17 protein-coding genes are annotated in these 23,220 nt (G+C 71.5%); 9 read left to right on the top strand and 8 right to left on the bottom strand.

Translation table 11 applies throughout. The features are described from left to right. Positions 1-45 precede the first annotated feature (45 nt). The 3 genes from FRCN3DRAFT_RS0219350 to FRCN3DRAFT_RS0219360 all read right to left on the bottom strand — a co-directional run bounded on the left by FRCN3DRAFT_RS0219350 (position 46) and on the right by FRCN3DRAFT_RS0219360 (position 3,557). Positions 46-1,002 (bottom strand): D-alanine--D-alanine ligase family protein, encoded by a 957-nt coding sequence (locus tag FRCN3DRAFT_RS0219350; protein WP_007518299.1) that lies wholly within the window; start codon positions 1,000-1,002, stop codon positions 46-48. An 11-nt stretch (positions 1,003-1,013) separates the two neighbouring features. Beyond that, positions 1,014-2,225: an aminotransferase-like domain-containing protein gene (locus FRCN3DRAFT_RS0219355; protein WP_035924942.1), complete on the bottom strand. Its 1,212-nt coding sequence runs from the start codon at positions 2,223-2,225 to the stop codon at positions 1,014-1,016. Between the two features lie 426 nt (positions 2,226-2,651). Continuing rightward, positions 2,652-3,557 carry a helix-turn-helix domain-containing protein gene (locus tag FRCN3DRAFT_RS0219360; RefSeq protein WP_007518296.1) on the bottom strand — a complete coding sequence of 302 codons (906 nt, stop codon included), beginning with the start codon at positions 3,555-3,557 and terminating at the stop codon, positions 2,652-2,654. A gap of 250 nt (positions 3,558-3,807) precedes the next feature. Between FRCN3DRAFT_RS0219360 and FRCN3DRAFT_RS0219365 the strand changes: the two genes are divergently transcribed. Then, a complete protein-coding gene (locus FRCN3DRAFT_RS0219365) occupies positions 3,808-4,788 on the top strand; it encodes an aldo/keto reductase (protein WP_007518294.1) in 981 nt (326 codons plus the stop codon). A gap of 164 nt (positions 4,789-4,952) precedes the next feature. Here the strand turns inward: FRCN3DRAFT_RS0219365 and FRCN3DRAFT_RS0219370 are convergent, their stop codons facing one another. The 3 genes from FRCN3DRAFT_RS0219370 to recD2 form a co-directional block, all read right to left on the bottom strand. After that, positions 4,953-6,554, bottom strand: a complete 1,602-nt coding sequence (locus tag FRCN3DRAFT_RS0219370) for a TROVE domain-containing protein (RefSeq protein WP_007518292.1) — start codon at positions 6,552-6,554, stop codon at positions 4,953-4,955. Continuing rightward, on the bottom strand, positions 6,533-6,853 hold the full coding sequence (locus FRCN3DRAFT_RS57765) for an HNH endonuclease (protein WP_157845234.1): 321 nt from the start codon (positions 6,851-6,853) through the stop codon (positions 6,533-6,535). Before FRCN3DRAFT_RS57765 ends, FRCN3DRAFT_RS0219370 begins: the two co-directional genes overlap by 22 nt. Before the next feature lie 1,176 nt (positions 6,854-8,029). Beyond that, entirely contained in the window at positions 8,030-10,369 is a 2,340-nt protein-coding gene (gene recD2 / locus FRCN3DRAFT_RS0219380) for an SF1B family DNA helicase RecD2 (RefSeq protein ID WP_084174262.1), read from the bottom strand. Positions 10,370-10,863: 494 nt separating this feature from the next. Between recD2 and FRCN3DRAFT_RS0219385 the strand changes: the two genes are divergently transcribed. Together FRCN3DRAFT_RS0219385 and FRCN3DRAFT_RS49665 are read left to right on the top strand one after the other, a co-directional pair. Next, entirely contained in the window at positions 10,864-11,991 is a 1,128-nt protein-coding gene (locus tag FRCN3DRAFT_RS0219385; RefSeq protein WP_007518289.1) for a septum formation family protein, read from the top strand. Between the two features lie 194 nt (positions 11,992-12,185). After that, positions 12,186-13,418, top strand: a complete 1,233-nt coding sequence (locus tag FRCN3DRAFT_RS49665) for a septum formation family protein (RefSeq protein WP_083401590.1) — start codon at positions 12,186-12,188, stop codon at positions 13,416-13,418. An 87-nt stretch (positions 13,419-13,505) separates the two neighbouring features. Here FRCN3DRAFT_RS49665 and FRCN3DRAFT_RS0219395 read toward each other — a convergent pair whose 3' ends face one another. Then, a complete protein-coding gene (locus FRCN3DRAFT_RS0219395; protein ID WP_007519846.1) occupies positions 13,506-14,003 on the bottom strand; it encodes an anthrone oxygenase family protein in 498 nt (165 codons plus the stop codon). Between the two features lie 178 nt (positions 14,004-14,181). Here FRCN3DRAFT_RS0219395 and FRCN3DRAFT_RS0219400 point away from each other — a divergent pair, with 178 nt between their 5' ends. From FRCN3DRAFT_RS0219400 to FRCN3DRAFT_RS0219410, 3 genes are all read left to right on the top strand, one after another. Continuing rightward, positions 14,182-15,168, top strand: coding sequence for an AraC family transcriptional regulator (locus FRCN3DRAFT_RS0219400; protein ID WP_007519848.1), 987 nt, complete (start codon positions 14,182-14,184; stop codon positions 15,166-15,168). A 198-nt stretch (positions 15,169-15,366) separates the two neighbouring features. Then, positions 15,367-16,674: a septum formation family protein gene (locus tag FRCN3DRAFT_RS0219405; RefSeq protein WP_007519850.1), complete on the top strand. Its 1,308-nt coding sequence runs from the start codon at positions 15,367-15,369 to the stop codon at positions 16,672-16,674. Then, on the top strand, positions 16,671-17,231 hold the full coding sequence (locus FRCN3DRAFT_RS0219410) for a septum formation family protein (protein ID WP_007519852.1): 561 nt from the start codon (positions 16,671-16,673) through the stop codon (positions 17,229-17,231). Before FRCN3DRAFT_RS0219405 ends, FRCN3DRAFT_RS0219410 begins: the two co-directional genes overlap by 4 nt. 57 nt (positions 17,232-17,288) lie before the next feature. Here the strand turns inward: FRCN3DRAFT_RS0219410 and FRCN3DRAFT_RS0219415 are convergent, their stop codons facing one another. Beyond that, positions 17,289-18,074 (bottom strand): TylF/MycF family methyltransferase, encoded by a 786-nt coding sequence (locus FRCN3DRAFT_RS0219415; protein ID WP_035924947.1) that lies wholly within the window; start codon positions 18,072-18,074, stop codon positions 17,289-17,291. A 486-nt stretch (positions 18,075-18,560) separates the two neighbouring features. Here FRCN3DRAFT_RS0219415 and FRCN3DRAFT_RS0219420 point away from each other — a divergent pair, with 486 nt between their 5' ends. From FRCN3DRAFT_RS0219420 to FRCN3DRAFT_RS0219430, 3 genes are all read left to right on the top strand, one after another. After that, complete coding sequence (locus tag FRCN3DRAFT_RS0219420; RefSeq protein WP_007519854.1) at positions 18,561-20,060, top strand: amidase; 1,500 nt, start codon at positions 18,561-18,563, stop codon at positions 20,058-20,060. Positions 20,061-20,486: 426 nt separating this feature from the next. Then, positions 20,487-22,373 carry an ABC transporter ATP-binding protein gene (locus FRCN3DRAFT_RS0219425; protein WP_051466309.1) on the top strand — a complete coding sequence of 629 codons (1,887 nt, stop codon included), beginning with the start codon at positions 20,487-20,489 and terminating at the stop codon, positions 22,371-22,373. Positions 22,374-22,472: 99 nt separating this feature from the next. Further along, entirely contained in the window at positions 22,473-23,093 is a 621-nt protein-coding gene (locus FRCN3DRAFT_RS0219430; protein ID WP_007519856.1) for a Pycsar system effector family protein, read from the top strand. Positions 23,094-23,220: the final 127 nt, after the last annotated feature.

A 23,220-nucleotide genomic window follows, 5' to 3' on the forward strand; every position in this document is an offset into this window, starting at 1 on the left:
AATCATGCTCGGTCGGCCAGACCGACGATCGGACGCGGAAACCGGTTAACGGGTGGCGCGGCGGAATGCCGCCGCGGCCAGCTCGCGGCAGACGACCGCGAGGTCGAGGCCGGCGGCGTGCAGGGCCATCGGCCAGGTGCTCGTGTCGGTCATGCCAGGGGCGACGTTGACCTCCAGGAACTGGGGGGTGCCGTTGGCATCGACGATGAGGTCGGTGCGGGACAGGTCGCGCAGGCCCAGGACGCAGTGGGCCGTGACCGCGGTCGCCGCGGCGGCGCGCAGCACGTCCTCACCGAGACGCGCCGGGATGTGGAAGGCGGTCGCGCCGGAGGTGTAGCGGGCGGCGTAGTCATAGACGCCGGTGATCGGTTGGATCTCGACAGCCGGCAGCGCCACCGGGCCGTCGCCGGTGTCGAGGACACTGACAGCGATCTCGACACCGGGCACGGCGCGTTCGATCAGTGCCCAGTCGTGGTAGCCGAAACAGGTCATCAGCGCCTCCGCGAGCTGGCCCGCCTCCTCGACGAAGCCGACGCCGAAAGCCGAACCACCCGCGCGAGGCTTCACGACCAGCGGCAGGCCGAGCCGAGCCACGATCCGGTCGATCAGTGCCGCGGCCCCGAGGTCGTGGAACGCCTCTCGGGGCAGTGTCACCGCTGGCGGCGTCGCGATGCCGGCCGCGCCGACCGTCGCCTTCGCGGTCGCCTTGTCGAACGCCGCCCGGCAGGCGACCGGCGTCGCACCCACATACGGCAGGCCGTACAGGTCGAGCACCTCGCGGATCGTGCCGTCCTCGCCCGATGAGCCATGCAGGACGGGGATCACGACAGCGGGCGGGTCCGCGGCGAGTGCGGGAAGCGTCGAGCCGTCGACATCCCGCATCTCGACGTCGACGGCGATGCGTTCCAGCGCATCACACAACCTGCGTCCGGAGCGTAGTGACACCTCCCGCTCCGGCGAGAGACCCCCGGCGAGGACAAGCACACGGCCCAGATCGGTCACGGTCACGTCCTTCACTGGCTGGAAGGGTCGGCGGCGGGATCGTGCGCGAACGCGCGCCGCAGGCTGATCTCCGCCTGCAGCACACCGGCGAGGCGTCTCACGCCATCCTGGATACGTTCAGGCGGCGGGTAGCAGTAGGACAGCCGCATAGCGTTGCGGCCCAATCCATCGGCGTAGAAACCGGTGCCGGGTACATATGCGACCCTGGCCGCGATCGCCCGCGGGAGCATCGCCTTCGCATCGACACCGTCCGGCAGCGTCAACCAGACAAAGAACCCACCCTCGGGCCGCGTCCAGGTCGTGCCGGCCGGCATCGTCTCGGCAAGGGTCTTCAACATGGCGTCGCGGCGGTCCCGGTACATCTCCCGGAACGCCTTGATCTGTTCCGGCCATGGCTGCGTCGCCAGGTACCGCTCGACGGCGAGCTGGGTGAACATCGAATGCGACAGGATCGCCGACTCCGCCGCGAGCACAAGCCGCGCCGCCACCGGCTGGGGCGCGAGCGCCCAACCCACCCGCAGGCCCGGCGCCAGCGTCTTGGAGAACGAACCCAGATAGACCACGTCATCCGGAGCGTCCGCCCGCATCGCCCGCACCGGTTCACCCGTGAACGACAGCAGGCCATACGGGTTGTCTTCCACCACGAGCACCCCCGCCCGCCGGCAGATCTCCAGCGTCTCCGCGCGCCGCGCCGCCGTCAGGGTGATCCCCGCCGGATTCTGGAACGTGGGAACGGTGTAGAGCAGCTTCACCCGCGCGCCCTCGGCCGCCAGCCTGCTCAGCGTCTCGCGCAGCGCCTCAGGCACCAACCCGTCGCCGTCCATCGAGACATGCACGACCCGCGCCTGGTAGGCGGCAAACGTGTTGATCGCCGTGACGTAGGTGGGCCCCTCGGTCAACACCACGTCGCCGGGATCGACGAACACCCTGGTGAGCAGATCGAGTGCCTGCTGCGAACCAACCGTCACCACCACGTTGTCCGGATGCGCGTCCGTGATGCCCTCCATCGCCATCACGTCACAGATCCGCGCCCGCAGCTCCGGATCACCCTGTGCGGAGCCGTACTGCAACGCCACCGGACCCCGGCTCATCACCAGATCCGCCACCGTCGACGCGACCGCGTCCAACGGCAACGCGTCCACCGCCGGCATGCCACCCGCCAGCGACACGATCTCCGGACGGCTCGCGACCGCGAACAGCGCCCGCACCTCCGAGGCGACCATTCCGGACGCGCGAGCTGCGTACGAGCCCCACCAGCGGTCCGTCGGCCCCATACCCCCTACCCGCTGATCCCGGTCCACCCATCCACCCCACCGTCGATGCCAGAGGAAGCCGGCCAATGGCGTCATCGCGACGACACCTACGGTGCGACAGCCAACCAGCCCACTGGCGCCAGGGCCAGCCAGTTTCGGCGGCGACAGCCTCTAACCGGCGAGTTCAGGGTTCGAATCCCTGCCGCGCCATCACACTGCGTAGTCGCATCTGACCCTGACAAGCAGGTCCGATATATCGAAATCCGCGATGGGGCGCCGTACGGCCAGGTAGGCGACATGACGGCCGGTTCGTACGGCAATGATTCTCTTGCACTGTCGCTAATTGTGAGGCGTCGACCCATTTTCTAGGACATTCTATGCCGTTCATCAGTCGGATCAGCGGCTGGCTCGTGGCTTTCTGGCCACGTCGGGGGCGGCGGTCAGGTTTTGGGTTGCTGCCCAGCTGGTGAGGAGGCGCAGGGCGTCGGCGTTGGGCGAGCCGATGTCGGCGTGGAAGGCGACGAGGGTCAGGCCGGGGTCGGCGGGCAGGTCCAGGACCTCGAAGTTCAGGTGGAGGTCACCGACGGCGGGGTGGTGGAGGTGTTTGCGTCCGGTGCGGTGGAGGCGGACGTCGTGGGTTGCCCAGCGGACGCGGAAAGCATCGCTGCGGGTGCCGAGTTCTCCGACGAGGTCGATGAGGTCTCTGTCGTGGGGGTCGCGGCCGGCTTCGGTGCGCAGGGTACTGACGCTGTCGTCTGCGGCGCGGTCCCAGTCGAGCCAGAAGTCGTGGGCATCGGGGTCGAGGAAGGTGAACCGGGCGTGGTTGACCGGCTGGCCGGCCGAGCGGACGGGGCTGGTGTAGACGGGCGCGAACAGCGCCCGGCCCAATGCGTTGGCGGCCACGGTGTCCAGACGGGCGTTGTTCACGATTGCCGGGATCTCGGTCATGAGGTCCAGCAGGCGTTGGATGCTGGGCCGGACCTGCTGGGTCGCGGGCCGGCGGCGCGGGCGGGCGGCGGGGCCAGCGGCGCGGGCGAGGTCGAGCAGGTGAGCGCGCTCGGCGTCGTCGAGTTGCAGAGCTCGGGCCACCGCGTCCAACACGCTGTCAGAGGCGCCCGCGAGGTTGCCGCGTTCGAGCTGGGCGTAGTACTCGACGCTGACACCCGCCAGGTCGGCGACCTCGCTGCGCCGCAGTCCCGGCACCCGCCGACCGCGGCCGTGGCTGGTCAGCCCGGCCCGCTCAGGGGTGATCTTCGCGCGGCGGGACGTGAGGAACGCCTTGACCTCGTCCTGGTTACCCACCAGCCCAGGCTAGACACGAACTCGCGGGCGAGAGGTGGGCTGTCAGTACACCTGCCAGCGGTGACTTCCTCGCACGCCCGCGGCCGGATTGCATCAGTGTCGCCACCCGAGGAGCCGGCCGCGACGGACCTCGGGCGGCCGCGGGGGACCAGGTCTGACCTGGGCACCGGGAGCGGGAACAGGAACGGGAACGGGACCGGGACCGGGACGGCTGGCCTAGGTCCCGACCGACACTGGAAGGAAGAATCTGATGAAGAACGTCCACCTCGGGACTCTGGAGGTCTCCCGTATCGGCCTCGGCGCGATGACCATGGCCGGCACCTACACCTCCGAGGGCGCCCTGGACAACGACGAGTCGATCCGCGCCATCCACCGCGCGCTCGATCTCGGCGTGACGCACATCGACACCGCGGAGATCTACGGACCGTTCCTCAGCGAGGAGATCGTCGGACAGGCGATCAGGAATCGCCGCGACGAGGTGAAGATCGCCACGAAGTTCGGCCTTGTCTCGCACTCCGGCGGTGGTCCCGGTGTCGTCGACAGCAGCGCGGCGAACGTGAAGGCCGCCGTCGAGGGATCGTTGCGACGTCTGGGCACGGACCACATCGACCTCTACTACCAGCATCGAGTGGACCGGAGCACGCCCATCGAGGAGACCGCGCAGGCGGTCGCCGATCTGATCGCCGAAGGCAAGGTGCGCCACTTCGGGCTCTCCGAGGCGTCCGCGACGACGATCCGGCGCGCACATGCCGTACAGCCGGTGTCGGCGTTGCAGACGGAGTACTCACTGTGGACCCGCGACGTGGAGGCGGAGATCCTGCCGCTGCTGCGCGAACTCGGGATCGGGTTCGTGCCGTACTCGCCGCTCGGCCACGGGCTGCTGACCGGTCGGATCCGCTCCGTCGACGACTTCGCCGATGACGACTGGCGCAAGACCAATCCGCGCTTCACCGGCGAGAACTTCCAGCGCAACCTGGCCATCGTCGACACGGTCACGGCGATCGGCGCGGAGATCGGCGCGACCCCGGCGCAGACCGCCCTGGCCTGGATCCTCACCCGCGGCGACGACATCGCGCCCATACCCGGCACCCGCCGCGTCACCCGCGTCGAGGAGAACACCGCCGCCGACGGCGTCGAACTCACCGCGGACCAGATCGAGCGGCTGAACACCCTCGACCCCGCCGCCGGGGAACGCCACGACGAAGCCAACATGACCACGATCGACCGCTGACCCGCCCGCGCGAAGCGACCGGGTCAATCCGGTCGCCTGGGCACAGACATCCAGGTCAGAGGGGTCATGCCGGTGCGTCCGGCTCGCCTCGGGTGCCTTTGCGACGACTCGGAGCCGGCGCGGCGGACGGATCCGCCGCGCCGGCTCCGGTGCGGGCCTGGCCGTCAGAACGGCCACTCACCGCGGTGGTGGGTGTCGAGATGACCAAGCATCGCGAAGCCGGCGTCGCTCAGGCCGCCAACGGTCACCCGGTTCGGCGCCGCCGCGACGTGAGCGGCCCGGTAGCCGGCCACGTTGAAGGTGATGATCGGGACGTCGGGCAGGTCGTCCGGGCTGTCGTGCGCCTGCTCGTCGGTCACGATCACTACCCGGGTGTGGCCCGCGTAGGTGTGCCGCAGGGTGGTCCAGGTCAGCGTGCCGCCCAGGTCCGCCCGACCGTGCTTGTCGACGAGCGGCAGTAGCGAGCCTCCCTTCGGCAGCCGCACCCGCTGGTGCTTCGGCTTCATGTCGTTCCAGCCGCCCTGCGCGCCGTAGACGTACACGTCCGCCTTCTCGGCGCGCAGGCCGACCGCGAAGCCGAACAGCGCCGCCGCCTCCGCCCGGGTCAGGTCGGAGCGGGCCGACAGCGGCGCGGCCATCGAGCCGGACTGGTCGACGAGCACCAGCGTCCGGCCCGGCAGCGCCGGGACGTTCGCCAGCGAGTGGGTGACCGCCTGCTCCAGCGGCCACGCCCAGCGAGCCGACGGCGCCGCCTTGTACGCCGAGAGGAACCGCAGCGGGAACATCCGCGACGCGCGGACCTGCTCGGCGTCGGCGAGCCGCGCCGCGACCCTGCCGGCGAGCTCGTCCGAGACGCCGGCCTCGTCGAAGTTCCGCAGGTTGCGGACCTGCGCCATGAGGCCCATCGACGGGATCATGGCCGACCAGGCGGTGGCGTCCATCGGGCCGGCGAGCCAGCCGGCCAGCGCCTCCCACGTCATCCCCGCCGCGGCGAGCCGGTCCGGCGCGCCCGCGCCCCACGACCGCAGCTCGGCGGCGCGCGTCGCCGCGGGGATCGCCTCCAGCGCGGCGCGGGCGCGCAGCGTCGGCAGGTTCTCGGTGGCGACGGCGTCGTCGTGGTGACGGCGGTCGAGCAGGTAGCGGAACAGGTCGTTCTGCCAGGGAGCCGACGGGGTCGGCCGGGCGAGCTCCACCACGTCGCCGAGGCGGAACGCCTGCCGGTGGCCGTCGTACTTCAGCGCCGCGCGCTCGGTGAACAGCCGGGTCGCCGCGTCGGCGACGCCACGCTGCACACCGCCCGGCAGGCTGTTGCGGCCGGGACGGCGGCCAGCCAGCCAGTACGCGGCGAACTCGCCGGGCTCGTCGGCGCGCCGCAGCGCGCCGGCGACCACCGAGCGGACGGTCGGCGCGGCCGCGCGGGCGGCCTCGGGCAGTGCCGTGAGCGCCCGGGCGTACTCGGCGGCGGCGACAACCGACGCGGTACGCAGGTTCGCGCCGTCGCGCAGCCACGGGATGAGCCGGGCCACCCAGGCGGCGTCCTGGGCGACGGCCTCCCAGAGCAGGCTGACGAAACGGCTGTCCCGGTCGCGGCCGGCCTCGTAGAAGGTGTCCTCCGAGACGAGGTTCGTGACGGCGAGAAGAAAAAGTTCACCCTTTGCATCCCGCGTAAACCCCGGGGCACCTTCATGGGTCAGCGTGCGGCCGATCGTCATGACCGGCCCGGACGGTCCCCGCTGCTGCCGCATCAGCTTGCCGAGCTTAGCCACGTCTCCCGATACCGCCTTCCCGCTTTCCTGCGAATTGGACTCACGTTCTTATTGTTGAGGTGCTGGTAGGTCGGAGTCAGCGAGTGGCAGTTAGGGCAGAGCAGTCGGAGATCCTCCGGCCGGTTGCGGGCCCGATCTCCGCTGATGTGATCAACGTGCAGTGGCACACGTCCACTGGTTGGGTTCAGCTCGGCCCAGCCGCACTGTTCACACCTCTGCCCACGCTGAGCGATGAGCACCTCTCTGACGTGCCAGTCCGGCTTGCCGTCAGGACCTGTGCCGCTAATCTCGCCAGCCATCCAGGCCGCGGCCCATCGAGCGAAGCCCCCGGCGCGCCGATATCGATCTTCGTTGAAGCATGACCATGAGCAGTACGGGCCGCCCGTGCGGCGTCCGGCCCGTTCGCGCGACCCGCAGTAACGGCACGGATCCGGAACCCTCTTTCGGGCAATGTCGGCACAGGCACGACTACACCGCAACGCACCCCTAGTCTTGATGGTCGTACCGCAGACGGGGCAATGAGGGCGGAGGGCGTCGGCGTTGCGCTTACGGGTCTCGTTTCGCTGGCCCTGATGTACTCACCAGGTGGCGTCCATTGCTACAGAACCGCGCGTTCCTGGTCGGCTTGCCGCAGTTCTCACACGGATGCTCAGGAAACCTCGCCGCCATATACAAATGATACCCGGTGGCGGAGTTGTTCGGGGCGAGGAAAGAAATCGCTCTTGACGTCACGGACCAGCCGGCGCCACCTCGGGCGGTGACCGCGCTCTCGCCGCTGGTACGGATGAGGCCAGCCACTCCCCAGCGCCGCAGCAGTCTTCGCGACGTTCTCCACACCGTCCTCCTTTCAGCTGGGACGCCACGGCGGAAGCGCCAGGCGGTACCGAGAACCGATTCGGGCGAGGACCAAGGCGTCCTGGTCCACTAGACGACGGGACCCGAAAGTCCCGGCGGGATTCGAACCCGCGTCACCCCGTCCGCAGCGGAAGGAACCCCACCCTGCACTTCGGTACCGCCGTGGCGCGTGACGGTGTCGAGGACCAGGTCGGACGGCGTCTGCCCCCAGAAGGGCATAGCCCCAGGGGTGGGGCTACAAGGAGTCGAACCCAGAAGTACGCCAGCCAAGCACTTCGACACCGCCTCGAATGAGGATGCCGAGAACCAGGTCCGGGAAGCTGTTGTCTACTGCTCTGCCTTCTGAGCTACCCGACGGCCAGCGACCGCCGAGGCGGGACTCGAACCCGCGACCCGTAGATTAGAAGTAAGCCTGCCCGTTCACTTCGGCACCCAATATCCAGCGGTGACGTCCGAGAACCAGTACGGCCGAAGGTGGGATCTTCTTGAGAGGAAGTAACCCTCGGCCTTCACTTCGGACAGGACAAAGAGTACGGCTGGCGCCGTCGTTCCGAAACTGGTTTTTGCTCCCCGCCGATATGCGCCGCCCGGCGTCGGCCCGCTCGCCGGTCGATGGCGGGCTACTCCTCCGAGGGCTCCGGAGGCGGTGCCGGAGGCGCGAGGGAGACGATGCGACCCTCGCGCAGGCGGTGGGCCAGGCCGGTGTGGCGGCGCCCGGCGGTCGCGGCGTGGACGGCGCGGCCGATGGCCTTCTTGGAACCGACGAGGACGACGAGCTTCTTGGCCCGGGTGACGGCGGTGTAGAGCAGGTTGCGCTGCAGCATCATCCAGGCGCTCATCGTGACCGGCACGACGACGGCCGGGTATTCGCTGCCCTGAGAGCGATGGATGGTCAGCGCGTAGGCGTGGGTCAGCTCGTCGAGCTCGGCGAAGTCGTAGGAGACGGTCTCGCCCTCGTCGGTGCGGACCGTCAGGGTCTGCTCGACCGGGTCGAGGGCGGTGACGACGCCGAGGGTGCCGTTGAAGACGCCGTTCGCGCCCTTGTCGTAGTTGTTGCGGATCTGGCTGACCTTGTCGCCGACGCGGAACACCCGCCCGCCGAAGCGGCGTTCCGGCGTTCCCGGCCGGCTCGGGGTGAGCGCCTCCTGCAGCGCGCCGTTGAGGGCGCCCGCGCCGGCGGCGCCGCGGTGCATCGGGGCGAGCACCTGCACGTCGGCCCGCGGGTCCAGGCCGAACCGGCGGGGGATACGGTTCGCGACCACGTCGACTGTGATCTTCGCGGCGTCCTCGGCCTCGTCGCAGGCGAACAGGAAGAAATCCGGCAGGCCCTGGACCTGGGGGAACTCGCCGGCGTTGATCCGGTGCGCGTTGCTGACGACACCCGACTGGGCGGCCTGGCGGAACACCTGGGTCAGGCGGACGTGGGGCACCGGGGTGCCCACGGCGAGCAGGTCGCGCAGCACCTGGCCGGCGCCGACCGACGGGAGCTGGTCGACGTCGCCGACGAGCAGCAGGTGCGCGCCGGGCGCGACCGCGCGGGCGAGCTTGTTCGCGAGCAGCAGGTCGAGCATGCTCGCCTCGTCGACGACGACCAGGTCGGCGTCCAGCGGGCGGTCTCGGTCGTAGGCGGCGTCGCCGCCGGGGCGCAGCTCCAGCAGCCGGTGCACGGTCGCCGCCGGGTGGCCGGTCAGCTCGGTGAGGCGCTTGGCCGCCCGGCCGGTCGGCGCCGCGAGCACGACCTTCGCGCCCTTCGCCGTCGCCATCTCGACGATCGAGCGGACGGTGAAGCTCTTCCCGCAGCCCGGCCCGCCGGTCAGCACGGCGACCTTCCGGGTGAGCGCGAGGCGCACCGCCTCGTCCTGCGCCGGGGCGAGGTCGGCGCCGGTCCGGCCGCGCAGCCAGCGCCGGGCCGCGTCCCAGTCGACCGATCCGAACACCCCCAGCCGGTCGTCGCCGGCCGCGAGCAGCCGCAGCAGCTGGTTGGCCAGCGACACCTCGGCCCGGTGGAACGGCACCAGGTAGATCGCGGGCACCGGCTCCTCCGGGTCGTCGCCGGGGATCTCCTCGCGCTCGACACCGCCCTCGGTGACCAGCTCCGCCAGCGCGTCGATGACCGCCGGCAGCGACACCTCGAGGATCTGCGCGGCGTCGGCGAGCAGGCGCTGCTCGGGCAGGTAGCAGTGGCCGCTACCCGTCGACTCGGACAGGGTGTACTGCAGGCCGGCCTTGATCCGTTCGGGGGCGTCGTGCGGGATGCCGACGGCCTGGGCGATCGTGTCCGCGGTGCGGAAGCCGATCCCCCACACGTCGCTGGCCAGCCGGTACGGCTCACGGCGCACGACGTCGATCGACTCGTCCTTGAACTTCTTGTAGATCTTCACCGCGAGCGAGGTGGAGACGCCGACGCTCTGCAGGAAGACCATCACCTCCTTGATCGAGCGCTGTTCCTCCCAGGCGGCGGCGATCGCCTTCGTCCGCTTGGGGCCGAGCTTCGGCACCTCGATGAGCCGCTCGGGCTCGGTGTCGATGACGTCGAGGGCGTCGACGCCGAAGTGGTCGACGATGTTCTCGGCCAGCCGCGGACCGATCCCCTTGATCAGCCCGGAGCCCAGGTAGCGGCGGATGCCCTGGACCGTGGCGGGCAGGACCTGGGTGTAGTCCTCGACCTGGAACTGCCGGCCGTGCTGGGGGTGACTCCCCCACCGGCCTCGCATCCGCAGGAACTCCCCCGGCTGCGCGCCCAGCAGCGAGCCGACGACGGTCACCAGGTCCCCGCCGCGCCCGGTGTCGACCTTGGCGACCGTGTACCCGGTCTCCTCGTTGGCGAAGGTGATCCGCTCCAGCACGGCGTCCAGCAGCGACCACCGGACCGGCTCACCGGAGCCGGGGGCCGACGCCGGCGACCGGCCGCGCGCGGGGAGCTGGCCACGCTCGGGCCGACTGCGCGCAGCCGCCTCCATGGTCACCGCCGGGCCCCTCCCTCGCCGTCACCCACGGCCGCGGCTCCCCGCCGTCGCCGCCGCGGCCCTCACCGGGGCCGGACCGGCCGCGGAGGCCGCCCGTCCTCGCCTCTGGATCAGCGTAAGGGCCGCCTCCGACGAAACTGCCTGGCGCCAGGCCGTTCCACCGCGGACGCTACCGGGTCAAGCGCGGCACAACGGCCAGCCGAGCGGGGCTGTGGACACCGGGAGCGCGGGGCCACTGCGTACCAAACCGTCGCAGACCACCGGTAATCTGCGCGCCTCAACGCGCGCCGCGGGACGACGGCGCCGGGGCACCGTGGCGCTGGCGACCGACCGGCACGTGGCGTGGCGCCCGATCACGAGGGTGGGACAGGACAGCCGTGACGGACGAGACCTCCCCCGGCGCGTGGCCCGTACCGGAGCCGGCACCGGCATCGGCACCGACGCCAGTGCCCGCACCGGCGTCGGCGTCGGGCGGTCCGGATATCGGCATGCCCGCGGCGGGCGCGGGCGGCCCCGCGGGCTGGCGTACACCGCCGGCGCCGCCAGGCCGGCCGCCACGCCGCTGGTCCGACCGGAAAGTCGGGGCCGTCGTCTTCTTCGCCGTCGTCGGCCTCTTCCTGGCGGCGGCCGGCGTCACCGCCGTCGCCGTGCACGCGGCCGGGGACGACGGCGAGCCGGTGGCCGCCGCGCCCTCGGGCCCACCGCTGACCCCGGCGTCGCCCACGTTCTCGGACCTGCCGACGGCCGTCGGCCTCGCCTTCCAGCGGGGGCACTGCTACTACTGGCCCGGGCCGGACGATGTGCCATGCACGACGCCCCATCATTTCGAGTCGACCAGCGACACCCCCGTCCGCCTCAGCCGGATCGACTACCCGGATGGGGCCGCCTACCCCTCCCCTACGGAGTGGGACACCATCGATGGCAAATACTGCGGACCGCAGGCCGTGGAATACCTGGGGTACGAGCTCGACCCGTTCGGCCGGTTCCGCGTGCAGTCGATCAGACCGTCCGAGGACATGTGGAACGGCGGGAGACGCTTCCTCCGCTGCGGCCTGCACACCTTCGTGCCCGTCCTCGAGCGCCTGGGGGTCCAGGAGAACGAGGCGGTCACCGGGTCGGCCAAAGGCGCGGACCAGTCCTGGATCTACCCGATAGGGACCTGCCTGACGAGCAGGCCGCAGTCGCTGTTCGTGGCCGACTGCGCCGGGCCGCACGAGTACCTGACGATCGGTAACATCCGGCTGCCGGAGACGGCCGGCGGCGGGCCGCCCAGCAGTGCTGAGTTGAACGACATGGCCAGCCCGCCCTGCGTGTTCGCGGCCCGCGTGGCTCTGGGACAGTCCTTCCAGCTGTCGCCGACGGAGACCATCGGCTTTCAGGCCATCCGCCCGGAGAGCTGGCGCGCCGGCAGCCGGTTGATCACCTGTGTGCTCAGCTACGTCACGGCGTCCGGCGAGCCGCGCTCGGAGACCGGGGAGCAGCATCACCCGGCTGGCGGGCCGCGCGGCGCCCGCTGGCCGCGGGCCGCCGGTCCCGCGGGCACGGTGCCGCCTCGTCCCGTGCTCGCGGCCCTCCTCGCGCCAGAGTCAGAGTCAGAGCAAAATTACCGAAAGTGACGACGGATCTCCAAAAGTGTCAAACAGGGGACCTATCGTACGAATCGGTGTTAATAGCCGATATTGTCCGCGCCACAGTTCGCGCCGCGACCGTCGGCGGGCCGAGCGGAGCGGCGGCGGCGCAGCCTCGCCCGCTCCCCGGTCCGGCCGCCGGCGGTCGGCGCGCCCGACGCGATGGGTGGAGCGAGACAACCGTGGCCGACGAGACATCCCCGGCGCCGGGACCCTGGCCCGGGCAGACTGGCCCGGCGGGCGGCCCGTGGCCCCAGCAGCCGGGCCCGGCCACCCCGGGTGGCGCGCCGGCGCCAGCCGGCTGGCCGGCGCCGGCGGGCAGCCCGGTCCCCGGCGCGCCCGGCGGCAACCCACCCGGCCAGCCCGGCCAGCCCGGCGGCCCATGGGCCCAGTACAGGAACCCGGGCCCGGGGGCACCCCCGGTTCCTCCGTACTGGCCGCCGGCGCCGCCGACGCCACCCCGGCGGTCACGCTGGACCCGCGGGCGCATCGTCGCCGTCGTCGTGGGCGGCGCCGTCGCCCTCATCCTGGTGCTGGCGGCCATCGGGGCCGCCGTGGGCGGCAGCGGGGACGACAAGAGCGACGCGGCCGCTGCCACCGCGGGGCCGTCCGGCGCCGCGTCGCCGGGCCAGACCGTCGAGCCCGAGCTCAGCCAGCGCAGCTACAAGAGCGGTCACTGCTACCGCTGGGACCGTGGTGGCACCTCGGCGAAGGTCGACGACGTCCCCTGCGCCGAGCCGCACCTGTTCGAGTCGGTCAGCGACGACTCGGTCGACATCAGCGGTGAGTTCCCGGCCAGCGCCCCCTACCCGCTGACCGACGACGAGTGGTCGGCCATCTATGACCGGTACTGCCTGCAGCCCGTCCAGGCGTACCTGGGCTATCCCCTGGATCCACACGGGCGGTTCTCGGTCTCCACGATCGTGCCGACCACGACGGGCTGGATCCAGGGCGACCGGAAGATCGACTGTGGCATCGGCGGCTACGCCCCCACCCCGGAGAACCCCGACAACGACCTGTTCACCGGATCGGCGAAGGGTGCCGACCAGTCGATGGTCTACCCGGTCGGCACCTGCATGGCGAAGAGCACCGACGGCACCAAGCCGGTGGCCTGCTCCGCCCCGCACCAGCACGTGGCGATCGGTGATGTCCACTTCACCGATCCCCCGGGCGCGGCACCGCCGGCCGACACGGCGTTCGACGAGCGGGCCGGCCAGCAGTGCGCGGTGGTCGCGCGGGCGTTCTTCGGCCCGTCCTTCCAGCAGACCTCGACGGTGAGCATCGGCTGGTTCCCGATCGACCCGGAGAGCTGGCAGGCCGGCAGCCGGTCGTTCAGCTGCCTGGTGAGCTACTACACCGACGCGGGCGATCCCCGTTCGGTGACCGGCGACGCCCGCAACCCGGTCCCGGCCTGACCGCCCGCCCTCCCCACCTTCCCGCCGTGGCCGGTCCAGTTGGACCGGCCACGGCGGGAAGGACCGATCGGGACCTCGGCGCCGTCGTCACCGCGGCCGGTGCGTGAGCACCAGCGCGTATCCGAGGCAGCCGAAGGCCGCGGTGGTCGCGATCGTGCGGACGATGTTCCAACGGATCCAGGCGCCCTCGAAGTGGGCTCTGACGGCCGCCAGGTCGGTGATCTGGTCGAGCGGCCCGGCGGCGTCCAGCGCGTTGTTCAGCGGGACGTTCGCCACGGCGGTGACCCCGAAGGCGACGACGTTGAGCGCGAGCCCCGCGGCCACCCACGGCAGCGCGGCCCGGCCACCGGACGGCAGGTGCACCGCCCCGGCGGCGAGCGTGAGCAGCGGCGCGCCGACGAAGACCAGCAGGAACCAGCCATTGAGGATCGCGACGTTGATGGACTGCATCGTGCCCACCATCGTGCGGTCGTCGGTCGCGCGTAGCCCCGGCATCACCGAGCAGGCATACGCGAAGTAGAGGCCCGCCATCAGCCCTGTCGTCAGGGTCGCCGCCAGCAACGTCCCGATCCGCGTGCCATTCACGGTTGCTTCTCCTCAGGTTCGGTTGGTCCGGCCCGGGCCGCGGTCGGGTGGAGGCCGACTCACCGTGGCCGCCGGGGCCACCTCCATGAAGCCGCGACCGGGTGGGCCGTGACCATCGCCGAGAGGCTCCGGCGCATACGCCGTCGTCCACGCGGACAGTCGATCTAGACTGCCGGGTGTGGACGCGCTCGCCGGGCTGTTGGACGGTCCCCGGGCGCGCGGCGCCTTCCTGCTGCGGGCGATGCTCACCTCGCCCTGGTCGCTGCGGATCCAGGACCGGGCACCGCTCGCCGTCGTGGCGCAGTGGCGCGGCGAGGCCTGGTTCTCCTTCGACGGCGCCGAGCCGCCGACGCGGCTCGGGCCGGGCGACGTGGCGGTCGTGCGCGGACCGGACCCGTACACGGTGGCCGACCATCCGTCGACCCCGCCGCGCGTCGTGATCCACCCCGGGCAGCGCTGCACCACCCCCGACGGCGTCGACCTGCACGACGTCATGGGTCTCGGGGTACGGACCTGGGGCGACGCGCTGGACGGCGAGACCGTGATGCTGGTCGGGACCTACCAGATCGCCGGTGAGGTGAGCCGGCGGCTGCTCGACGCGCTGCCGCGGCTGCTCGTGCTGGCGGGCGAGAGCTGGGACAGCCCCGTCCTGCCGCTGCTCGCCGCCGAGATCCCCCGGGACCGGCCCGGCCAGGATGCGGTCCTCGACCGGCTGCTCGACCTGCTGCTCATCGACGTGCTGCGCGCCTGGTTCACCGGCGACGGCTCCGGCCAGCGTCCGAGGCGCGACGGTGGTGAGGCGGGCCGGGAGCCCTCGTGGCTGCGGGCGCACACCGACCCGGTCGTCGGGCGGGCCATGCGGCTGCTGCACAACAACCCGGGCCAGCCGTGGACGGTCGCGGCGCTCGCCGCCCACACCGGGGTCTCCCGGGCGGCGCTGGCCCGCCGGTTCACCGAGCTCGTCGGCGAGCCGCCGATGACGTACCTGACGGCGCTGCGCCTCGACCTCGCCGCCGGCCTGCTGCGCGACGAGCGGGACGCGACGCTCGAGACCGTCGCCCGGCGGGTCGGCTACAGCACCGCCTTCGCGCTGAGCAGCGCGTTCAAACGGGTCCACGGCGTGAGCCCCTCCGAGCATCGCGCCCGCCTGTCCGGCGCCGCCTGATCCCGCCCGACCCGCCCGCCACCCATCGCCCGGCCGCCATCGCTCGCGACCCGCGCAAAGTGGGCTATATGCTGCGCGCCATAATCCGCGTGCCGCCACGCCGGGCGGCCGGATGGGCGGCGCCCCGGCGGGCGCCGTCGCGTCCGCCTGGCCGCCGGCGGGTTCGGCATCCGACAGAAGGGCGAGGTCGACACAGCCGTGGCGGACGAGGTTTCCCCGGAGTCGACGCCTGCCGGAACACCGGCTGGCCAGCCAGCGGCCAGTGGTGGCCTCGAGGGTGGCGCCGGCGCCGGCCATGACCCGGACGACCCGTTCGCCGGCCTGGTGCTCGACGAGTCCTTCGTCAGGGCGGCGTCGGTCTACGAGGCCCCGGCCCGCACCCGCGCGGCGGTGCGCCGGCATGGCGGGCCGGACGTACCTGGCCGCCCGGCGCGCCGCCGCCGGCGGGTGACGGCGGCCACCCCGCCCTCGCCGCGGGACTGGAGTCCCGCGGAGGCCCCGGCCCGCCGCGCGCGGGCACGGCTCGTCGGCATCTCTGTCGGTCTGGTGGCCGTGCTCTCCCTCGGGTACTTCGCGGTGCTGCCGAGGCTGCACCACGGGGACGACCCGCCCGCACCGGCCGGAGCGGCGCCCGGCGCGCTTCCCAGCGCCCCAGCGGGAGCCACACCGGCGAACGCCGGCGGCCTGGCGCCGGCGCCGGCCGGCACGCCCACCAGCGAGAACCTGATCGACAACCTGAACTTCCGGCGTGGCGGCTGCTACCGGTGGAACCAGGAGCTGGCGGTCGCCCACGCCGATGGAGTGCCCTGCACCCAGACACACCTGTTCGAGGCGGTCGAGCGCACGTCGATGGACAGGGCCGAGTACGCCCCTGGCGCCGCCTACCCGACCCCCGACGAGTGGGACACGATCGTCGACCGATACTGCACGGCCCCGCTGACTACGTTCCTCGGCTACCCGCTCGACCCGCACGGCGCCTTCGGCGCCGGCGCGATCCAACCGTCCAGGGAGAGCTGGCCGACCGGTGATCGCTCGCTGGTCTGCGGGCTGTCCCACAACTGGTACGAGGCGAACCATCCGGTCGACTGGTTCTACTCGTTCACCGGCGCCGTCGAGGGGGCCGACCAGTCCTGGATCTACCCGACCGGCTCGTGCCTCGCGAGCGACCACGATCATTTCCTCGGGACCATCCCCTGCGACCGGCCGCACTCCGAGGTAGTGATCGGCAAGGTGACGCTGCCGGGCGCGCCCGGTTCACCCGCGCCGAGCCAGGACGCGTTCACCGACCTCGCGGGGCCGCGCTGCGACGCGGTCGCACGTGGCTACCTGGGGGCCGGGTTCCGCTCCTCGACGACCGTGCGGGCCGGCTGGATGGACATCGAACCCGACAGCTGGGCCGCCGGAACCCGCTCGACGAACTGCCTGATCTACTTCACGACGCCATCGAACGAGCAGCGGCAGGTCACCGGTGAGCTCGGCCGCGCGGATCAGGGTGTACCCGCGTGACCCGCTGGCGCGGGCCGGCCGGGGTGGTGCTGGATGTGGTGCTCGTCGTGGCGGTGCTCGTCCTCGGCTACGCGGTGGTCGCGTCGAAGGCTGGCCACGACGACGCGGCCGGCGACACCGGCCCGGCCGTCCAGGTGGCCGCGACCACGGCCGCGCCGTCGGCGTCCGGTGAGGTCACCGGCGCCGACCAGTCCCTGCTCTTCCCCGTCGGGGCCTGTCTCGCCGAGACCGCGGCCGAGGTGCGCGGCACTGTCCCCTGCGAGCGGCCGCACGACGCGGTCGCCGTCGGCAGGATCACGCTGCCCACCGGGCCGAGCAACGAGCCGCCGACCGGCGAGCAGTTCGACGCCCTCGCGGCCCCGCGCTGCATGGACCTCGCCAAGTCCTTCTTCGGGCCGGACTTCCACGACTCACCGACGCTAGCGACCAACTGGCTACGGATCTCCCCGGAGAGCTGGCGGGCCGGCTCCCGGAGCTTCACCTGCACCGTCGGCTACCGCACCGAGACCGGCGGGCAGCGCTCGGTCGCCGGCGCGCCGCCCCACCCGACCGCCTGAACCGGTCCCGGGCCGGTGATCGGCCCCGGGATCGGCTCAGGCGGCTACGCCGACCAGCTATCCAGCCCCAGGGAGGCGCCAGAACACCGCATCCTGGTCGATCTTGGTCAGGGTTGCGGTGATGCCGTGTGCGGTACGGAAGTCGTGCACCGCCTCGCGGCAGGCATGGATCATGTAATCATCGATGATCACAAAACCGCCTGCCGATACCTTCGGGTACAGGTTCGCCAGGGCGTCCATGGTCGACTCGTACAGGTCGCCGTCAAGCCTGAGCACCGCGATCCGCTCGATCGGCGCCGTGGGAAGAGTGTCGCGGAACCACCCCGGCAGAAAACGGACCTGGTCGTCGAGCAATCCATAGGCGTCGAAGTTGGCTCGCACGGTGTCGAGCGAGACGGCCAGTACCTTGTTGGCCAGGTGTAGCGGGGTCTTTTGGTCACTGGGATGGCTGTCCGGGCCGCTGACCGGCATTCCCTCGAAGGAGTCGGCCGCCCAGACCAGACGGTCGGGCACTCCGTACGCGCGCAGGATCGCGCGCATGAAGATGGCCGTGCCGCCGCGCCACACGCCCGTCTCCACCAGGTCGCCTGGAACACCGTCCGCGATCACCGCGGCGACACATTCCTGCACATTGTCCAGTCGGGCGCGCCCGACCATGGTGTGCGCGACACTCGGCCAGTCCTGGCCGGTGGCGCGACGAGCATCGTCGAACGTCGAGCCCGGCTGCATCCGGCTCGCGATAGGCGGATCACGGTAGATCGTATTGGTCAGGATTCGCTTCATCAGGTCGAGGTAATGTTCGTTCCCGAGTTCTTGGGCACTCGGTGACGGCGCCAGCGCCACGTGGTCGTCCAATCTCGCGGAGGTGCGTCCTCGCACCGCCCGGCCTTGCTCCGGGCATGCAGGGATGGCAGGTCACTGCCTGGCAGAACCGTACTGTGCCGATCAGATCGCCGAGCCTGTTTTCGAACAATCCCCCAGAAGGGAATCGGCGCTCCGGATCTCCACGGCCGACGCCCGCCCGGTCGACAGAAGACCCGAGATCAGTGACCCGACGCCAGGTTTCTCAGTACTGTTCGTGATGCCGACCCGCCGTCTTCGGCTGTCGGCCACAAGACACCAAGGTCCCGACTTCGGCACGACCATCGACCACGGCGCGACGCGGATACTGGCCGAAACGCGAGCTCCGCGCGCCGGAGTGACACGATCGTCGCGGCGGGCGCACCCAAGTACACGGGAACGCGGTGGGTACCGGGGTGGGGCGGCCGCGCGGCAGACTTGCCCGGCCGGGCGCGCACGGCGGACGGCCGACGTCACGGTGGAGGGTCGATGGACTTCGCGCGGTACCGGTCACTGGATGGTCTGGCGATGGCGGAGCTGGTGGCCAGCGGCGAGGTGAAGCCGGCGGAGCTGCTCGCCGCCGCCCGCGAACGTGCCGCCGCCGTCAACCCGAAGATCAACGCGATCGTCCGGCCGATGGACGACATCGCCGACCATCGGCTCACCGAGGAACTGGCCGGCCCGTTCGCCGGGGTGCCGTTCCTGCTCAAGGACCTCGGCCAGGACTACGCCGGCGTGCCGACGTCGGCCGGCTGCCGGGCGCTCGCCGACAGGACCGCCACCGAGCACTCGACCGTCGTGCAACGCTGGCTCGACGCCGGGCTGGTCATCTTCGGCAAGACCAACACCCCCGAGTTCGGCTCCAAGGCAGTCACCGAGCCCGCACTGTGGGGACCGGCGCGCAACCCGTGGAACCCGGCGCACACCCCCGGAGGATCGTCGGGCGGCTCGGCGGCGGCCGTCGCCGCCGGGATCGTGCCCGTCGCCGGAGCGAACGACGGCGGCGGCTCGATCCGCATCCCCGCGGCCTGCTGCGGCCTTTTCGGGCTGAAGGCCGGGCGCGGCGTCATCCCGCACGGTCCGGCCGACGCCGAAGGCGGCACCGGTCTGTCGACGCACGGGGTGGTGTCCCGCTCGGTGCGTGACACCGCCGCGATGCTCGACGCCCTGGCCGGCGCCGACCCGTACGCGCCCTACCTGCCGGCCGATCAGCCACCCGGCCACTACCTGGCGGAGGCCGGCCGCGCTCCGGGGCGGCTGCGCATCGGCGTACGGGTGACCTCGGCGCTGAACCCGACGCCGTCACCCGACGCGGTCGCCGCCGTCGAGGACGCGTCCGCGCTGCTCGCCGAGCTCGGGCACGAGGTCGAGCGGGTGGAGCCGGTCGTCGACGAGCGGGCACTCGCGACCGACTTCCTGACCTACTGGTTCGTCAAGTCGGCCCGGCTGGTAGCCGACGCCCGCGAGGTACGGCCCGGTGACGACGGCTTCGAGACCGACACGCTGATCACCGCGGAGATGGGCCGGGCCACGGGCGCGGTGGCGGTACAACGATCCGTGGAGCGCTGGCACGGCCACACCAGGGCCCTCGTCGACTTCCACCGCTCCTACGACCTGCTGCTCACGCCCACGCTCGGCCGGGAGCCGCTGCGGATCGGCGAGGTCGCCACCGCGGCGCGCGAGCGGGCCGCCGGGATGCTCATGGTGCGGCTGCGCGGCGGCACGCTGCTGCGCCGGCTCGGCCTGGTCGAGAAGGCGGTGCTGGCCAACCTCAGCTGGGTGCCGTACACGCAGCTGGCGAACATGACGGGTCGGCCCGCGATGAGCGTCCCGCTGCACTGGACGGCCGGTGGCCTGCCGCTCGGCGTCCAGTTCGTCGCCCCGCTCGGCGGCGAGGGCACCCTGCTGCGCCTGGCCGCGCAGCTGGAGTCCGCCCGCCCCTGGTTCGACCACCACCCTCCGGAGGCGGCGCTGACCACCGCTTCGTAGTGGTGCGCCCGTCCGTCGCCGGGCCCGCGGCGACGGACGGGTACCGCGTCTCCCCACCGGACCGAAGTTGATCTTCGCGGGGCACTGGCCGGTCGTCAACGGCGTGGACAACGGCGCGGGGTGGCCGGCGGTGGCAAAAATGAGGTGCGGACTCGGGCGGGCGCGGGTGATCCTGGGTCGGTGGACAACGGAGCGGAAAACACGGGGCGCCGCGCGCCGAGTCCCTGGCGAAAACGCGCCAGGGCGCGCCGGCGACGTTCGCGAACGCTCCCGCCGGCGTCAGCGACCGGCCTTTCCAGCCAGCAGGAAGCCCTTCTGGAACGCGCCAGCCAGGCCGGACCGGACGCGACGGGAACAATGTTGCCCGCGCCGCGCACCGCGAGAGAGCCAGCGGCGACGGGGAAGAGGACGGCGAACGCGAAGGCAATGGCGAAGGACGAGGGCGAACGGCCACCCGCGAAGCGGCGGCACGCCGGGCTCCGTTCCTACCTGCGTTTCGTCGGAACCTTCCGCCGGTCAGTGACGGTCGTCGTCGTCGTCTTCGTCCTCGCGGACGCTTTCCTCGCCGTCATCCCGCTCTTCATCGGGCGGTTCGTCACGGCGCTCACCGCGACCCCGCACGGCGACGTGCTCACCTACACGATCGCGCTGATCGGGTGCAGCATCGGGCACGACCTGTTCTGGCGCAGCGCCGAACTGCTCTACATGCGGCTGCTCAACCCGCGTGGCTACGACTACCAGAACCTGCTGTTCCGCCGGGTCATCAACCAGGAGTACCCCTACTTCTCGAGCCGGGCGACCGGCAAGATCAGCGGGTACGTGCGCACGCTCGGCCAGGAGTTCCGCGACTTCCTCGACAACGCCTGCTTCAACTACATCGACCTGCTCGTGAAGCTTCCGTCACTCGTGCTGATCATGTTCACGGTGAACCTGCCGACGGGCCTGCTGTTCACCGGCTCGATCGCTCTGCTGTTCGTCGTCGGGCGCAAGACGGCGGCCCGGTCCGCTCGCGAGGAGAAGCGCTGGACCGACGTCAACGCCGACATGGAGAGCTACATCCTCGACATTGTCTCGAACTTCGTCAGTGTGAAGTCGTTCCGCCGGGAGGAGGCGGAGCACGCGCTGGTGGTCGAACGCCGTCGGGATGTCGTGACGCAGTCGAACCGGTCGATGCTCTGGGCGATCGTGTTCTGGGGCTCGATGAGCCTCGTCGTGCGTTATCTGGTCTGGCCGGGCGCGATCCTGCTCAACCTCTGGCTTTACCTGCGCGGCGAGCTGACGATCGGCCAGCTCACCACCTTCCTGTCGGCGCTGGTCATCTTCTCGGACTTCATCTGGGGGACGATCTGGGAGATCTCCCAGCTGAACCTGCGGCTGGCGCGGGTCGAGGAGGCCTACGGCTACCTGTTCGACGAGCGCGACGTCCTCGACGACGCCGCGTTCCCCGACCCGGGCGCCGCCGGCGCGGACGAGACCTCGCCCGGGCTGACGGCCGCCGCCGGTCTGACCCCGCCGGCCCCGGCCGGGGCGGCCGTGGACTGGGCGGACGCGGGTGACCTGGCCACCGCCCTCGGGCGGCTCGACCTGGGCGGGGTGACGTTCGCCTACCCGGACAACCCGGCGGTGCGCATCCTCGACGGGGTGACGCTGACGATCGAGCGACACGAGAAGGTCGGGATCGTCGGGCGCAGTGGCAGTGGCAAGACGACGCTGCTCAAGCTGCTGCTCGGCTACTACGCCCTGCCTCTCGGAGCGGTCGCGCTCGACGGCCGGCCGGTGCCCAACCGCCGACTCGCCCGCGCGATCTCCTACGTCCCCCAGGACATCTCGCTGTTCCACCGCTCGATCCGCGACAACATCACCTACGGGGCGCCGGACGGGGTCGGCGACGCGGAGATCGAGCAGGCGGCCCGGCGGGCGCACGCCCACGAGTTCATCGTCCGCGCCGTCAACGGCTACGACACCCTCGTCGGCGAGCGTGGCATCAAGCTGTCCACCGGGCAGCGGCAGCGGATCGCGATCGCCCGCGCGTTCCTCGACCACAAGCCGCTGCTGGTCCTCGACGAGGCCACCAGCGCGCTGGACAGCGAGAGCGAGCTGCTCGTCCAGCACGCCCTGGAGGAGCTGTGGAGCGAGCGCACCGTCATCGCGGTCGCCCACCGCCTGTCAACGCTGCTGCGGATGGACCGCATCGTCGTCCTCGACGGCGGCCGGATCGTCGAGCAGGGCAGCCACCAGCAGCTTCTCGACACCGGAGGCCACTACTACCGCCTCTGGCAGCAACAGTCCGGCGAGATGCTCGTCAACGACTGATGGTGAGCCTGGCCCGACACGTCTCCGCGTGTCGAGCCAGGCTCGCTGCCGCATTGGATAAACTGCGAAATACCGGTGGACCGGTGATACGGGGGCGCGATGACCGGAACGGGCGGCGGTGGTACCGGGCAGCCGGGCGGAACGGGGCAGCCGGGCGGAACAGCGCCACAGCCTGATCCCGACGCGGAGACCGCGATCTCCGCCGTGAACATGATGGCCGGCTGGATTTCCAACGCCGACCAGAAATCCGCGATCCTCGGGGCCGCGCTGGTCGTGTACGGTACCGCGCTCGCCCAACAACGCGACACGGTCGCCAACGCCCTGGATGACGCGGTCCACGGTCCCTGGCACGGCGCGGACGAGGTTCTGGCCCGGGTGCACGAGATCGGGTCGCTGGTGCTGTTCGCCGGCGCGGCCATCGCGCTCGGCTACGCCGGGATCTACCTGTTCCGGGCGCTCGTACCGCGCTCCCCCAGCTCCCGCATTTCCGGCACCGCCCCGGCCGCCGGCACGAACCGGTTCTCGTGGCCGGATCTCAAGGATGCCCAGATCGACGCGTTGGTCAACGGCCTGCCCGACACGGTGCGGCGGGAGGCCTGGACACAGGCGAAGACACTGGCGACGATCACCGCGGGCAAGTTCGCCCACTTCCGCCGCGCCATGGTCGGCGGCGCGGCCTCCATCGCCTTCGCCGTTCTCTGGGTGATCGTCGGCCAGTGACCGTCGGATAACGGGCAGTCGGCCGGGAGGACAGCCCACCGCCACCGCGACGCCCGCGATCCCGGGACGCCTCAGTCGAACCTCTCATTCCGTTGTCAGGTCCGCCAAGCCCGGCAGGATCACCGCG

The organism is Pseudofrankia saprophytica (genome assembly GCF_000235425.2).
Taxonomy (GTDB): Bacteria; Actinomycetota; Actinomycetes; order Frankiales; family Frankiaceae; genus Pseudofrankia; species Pseudofrankia saprophytica.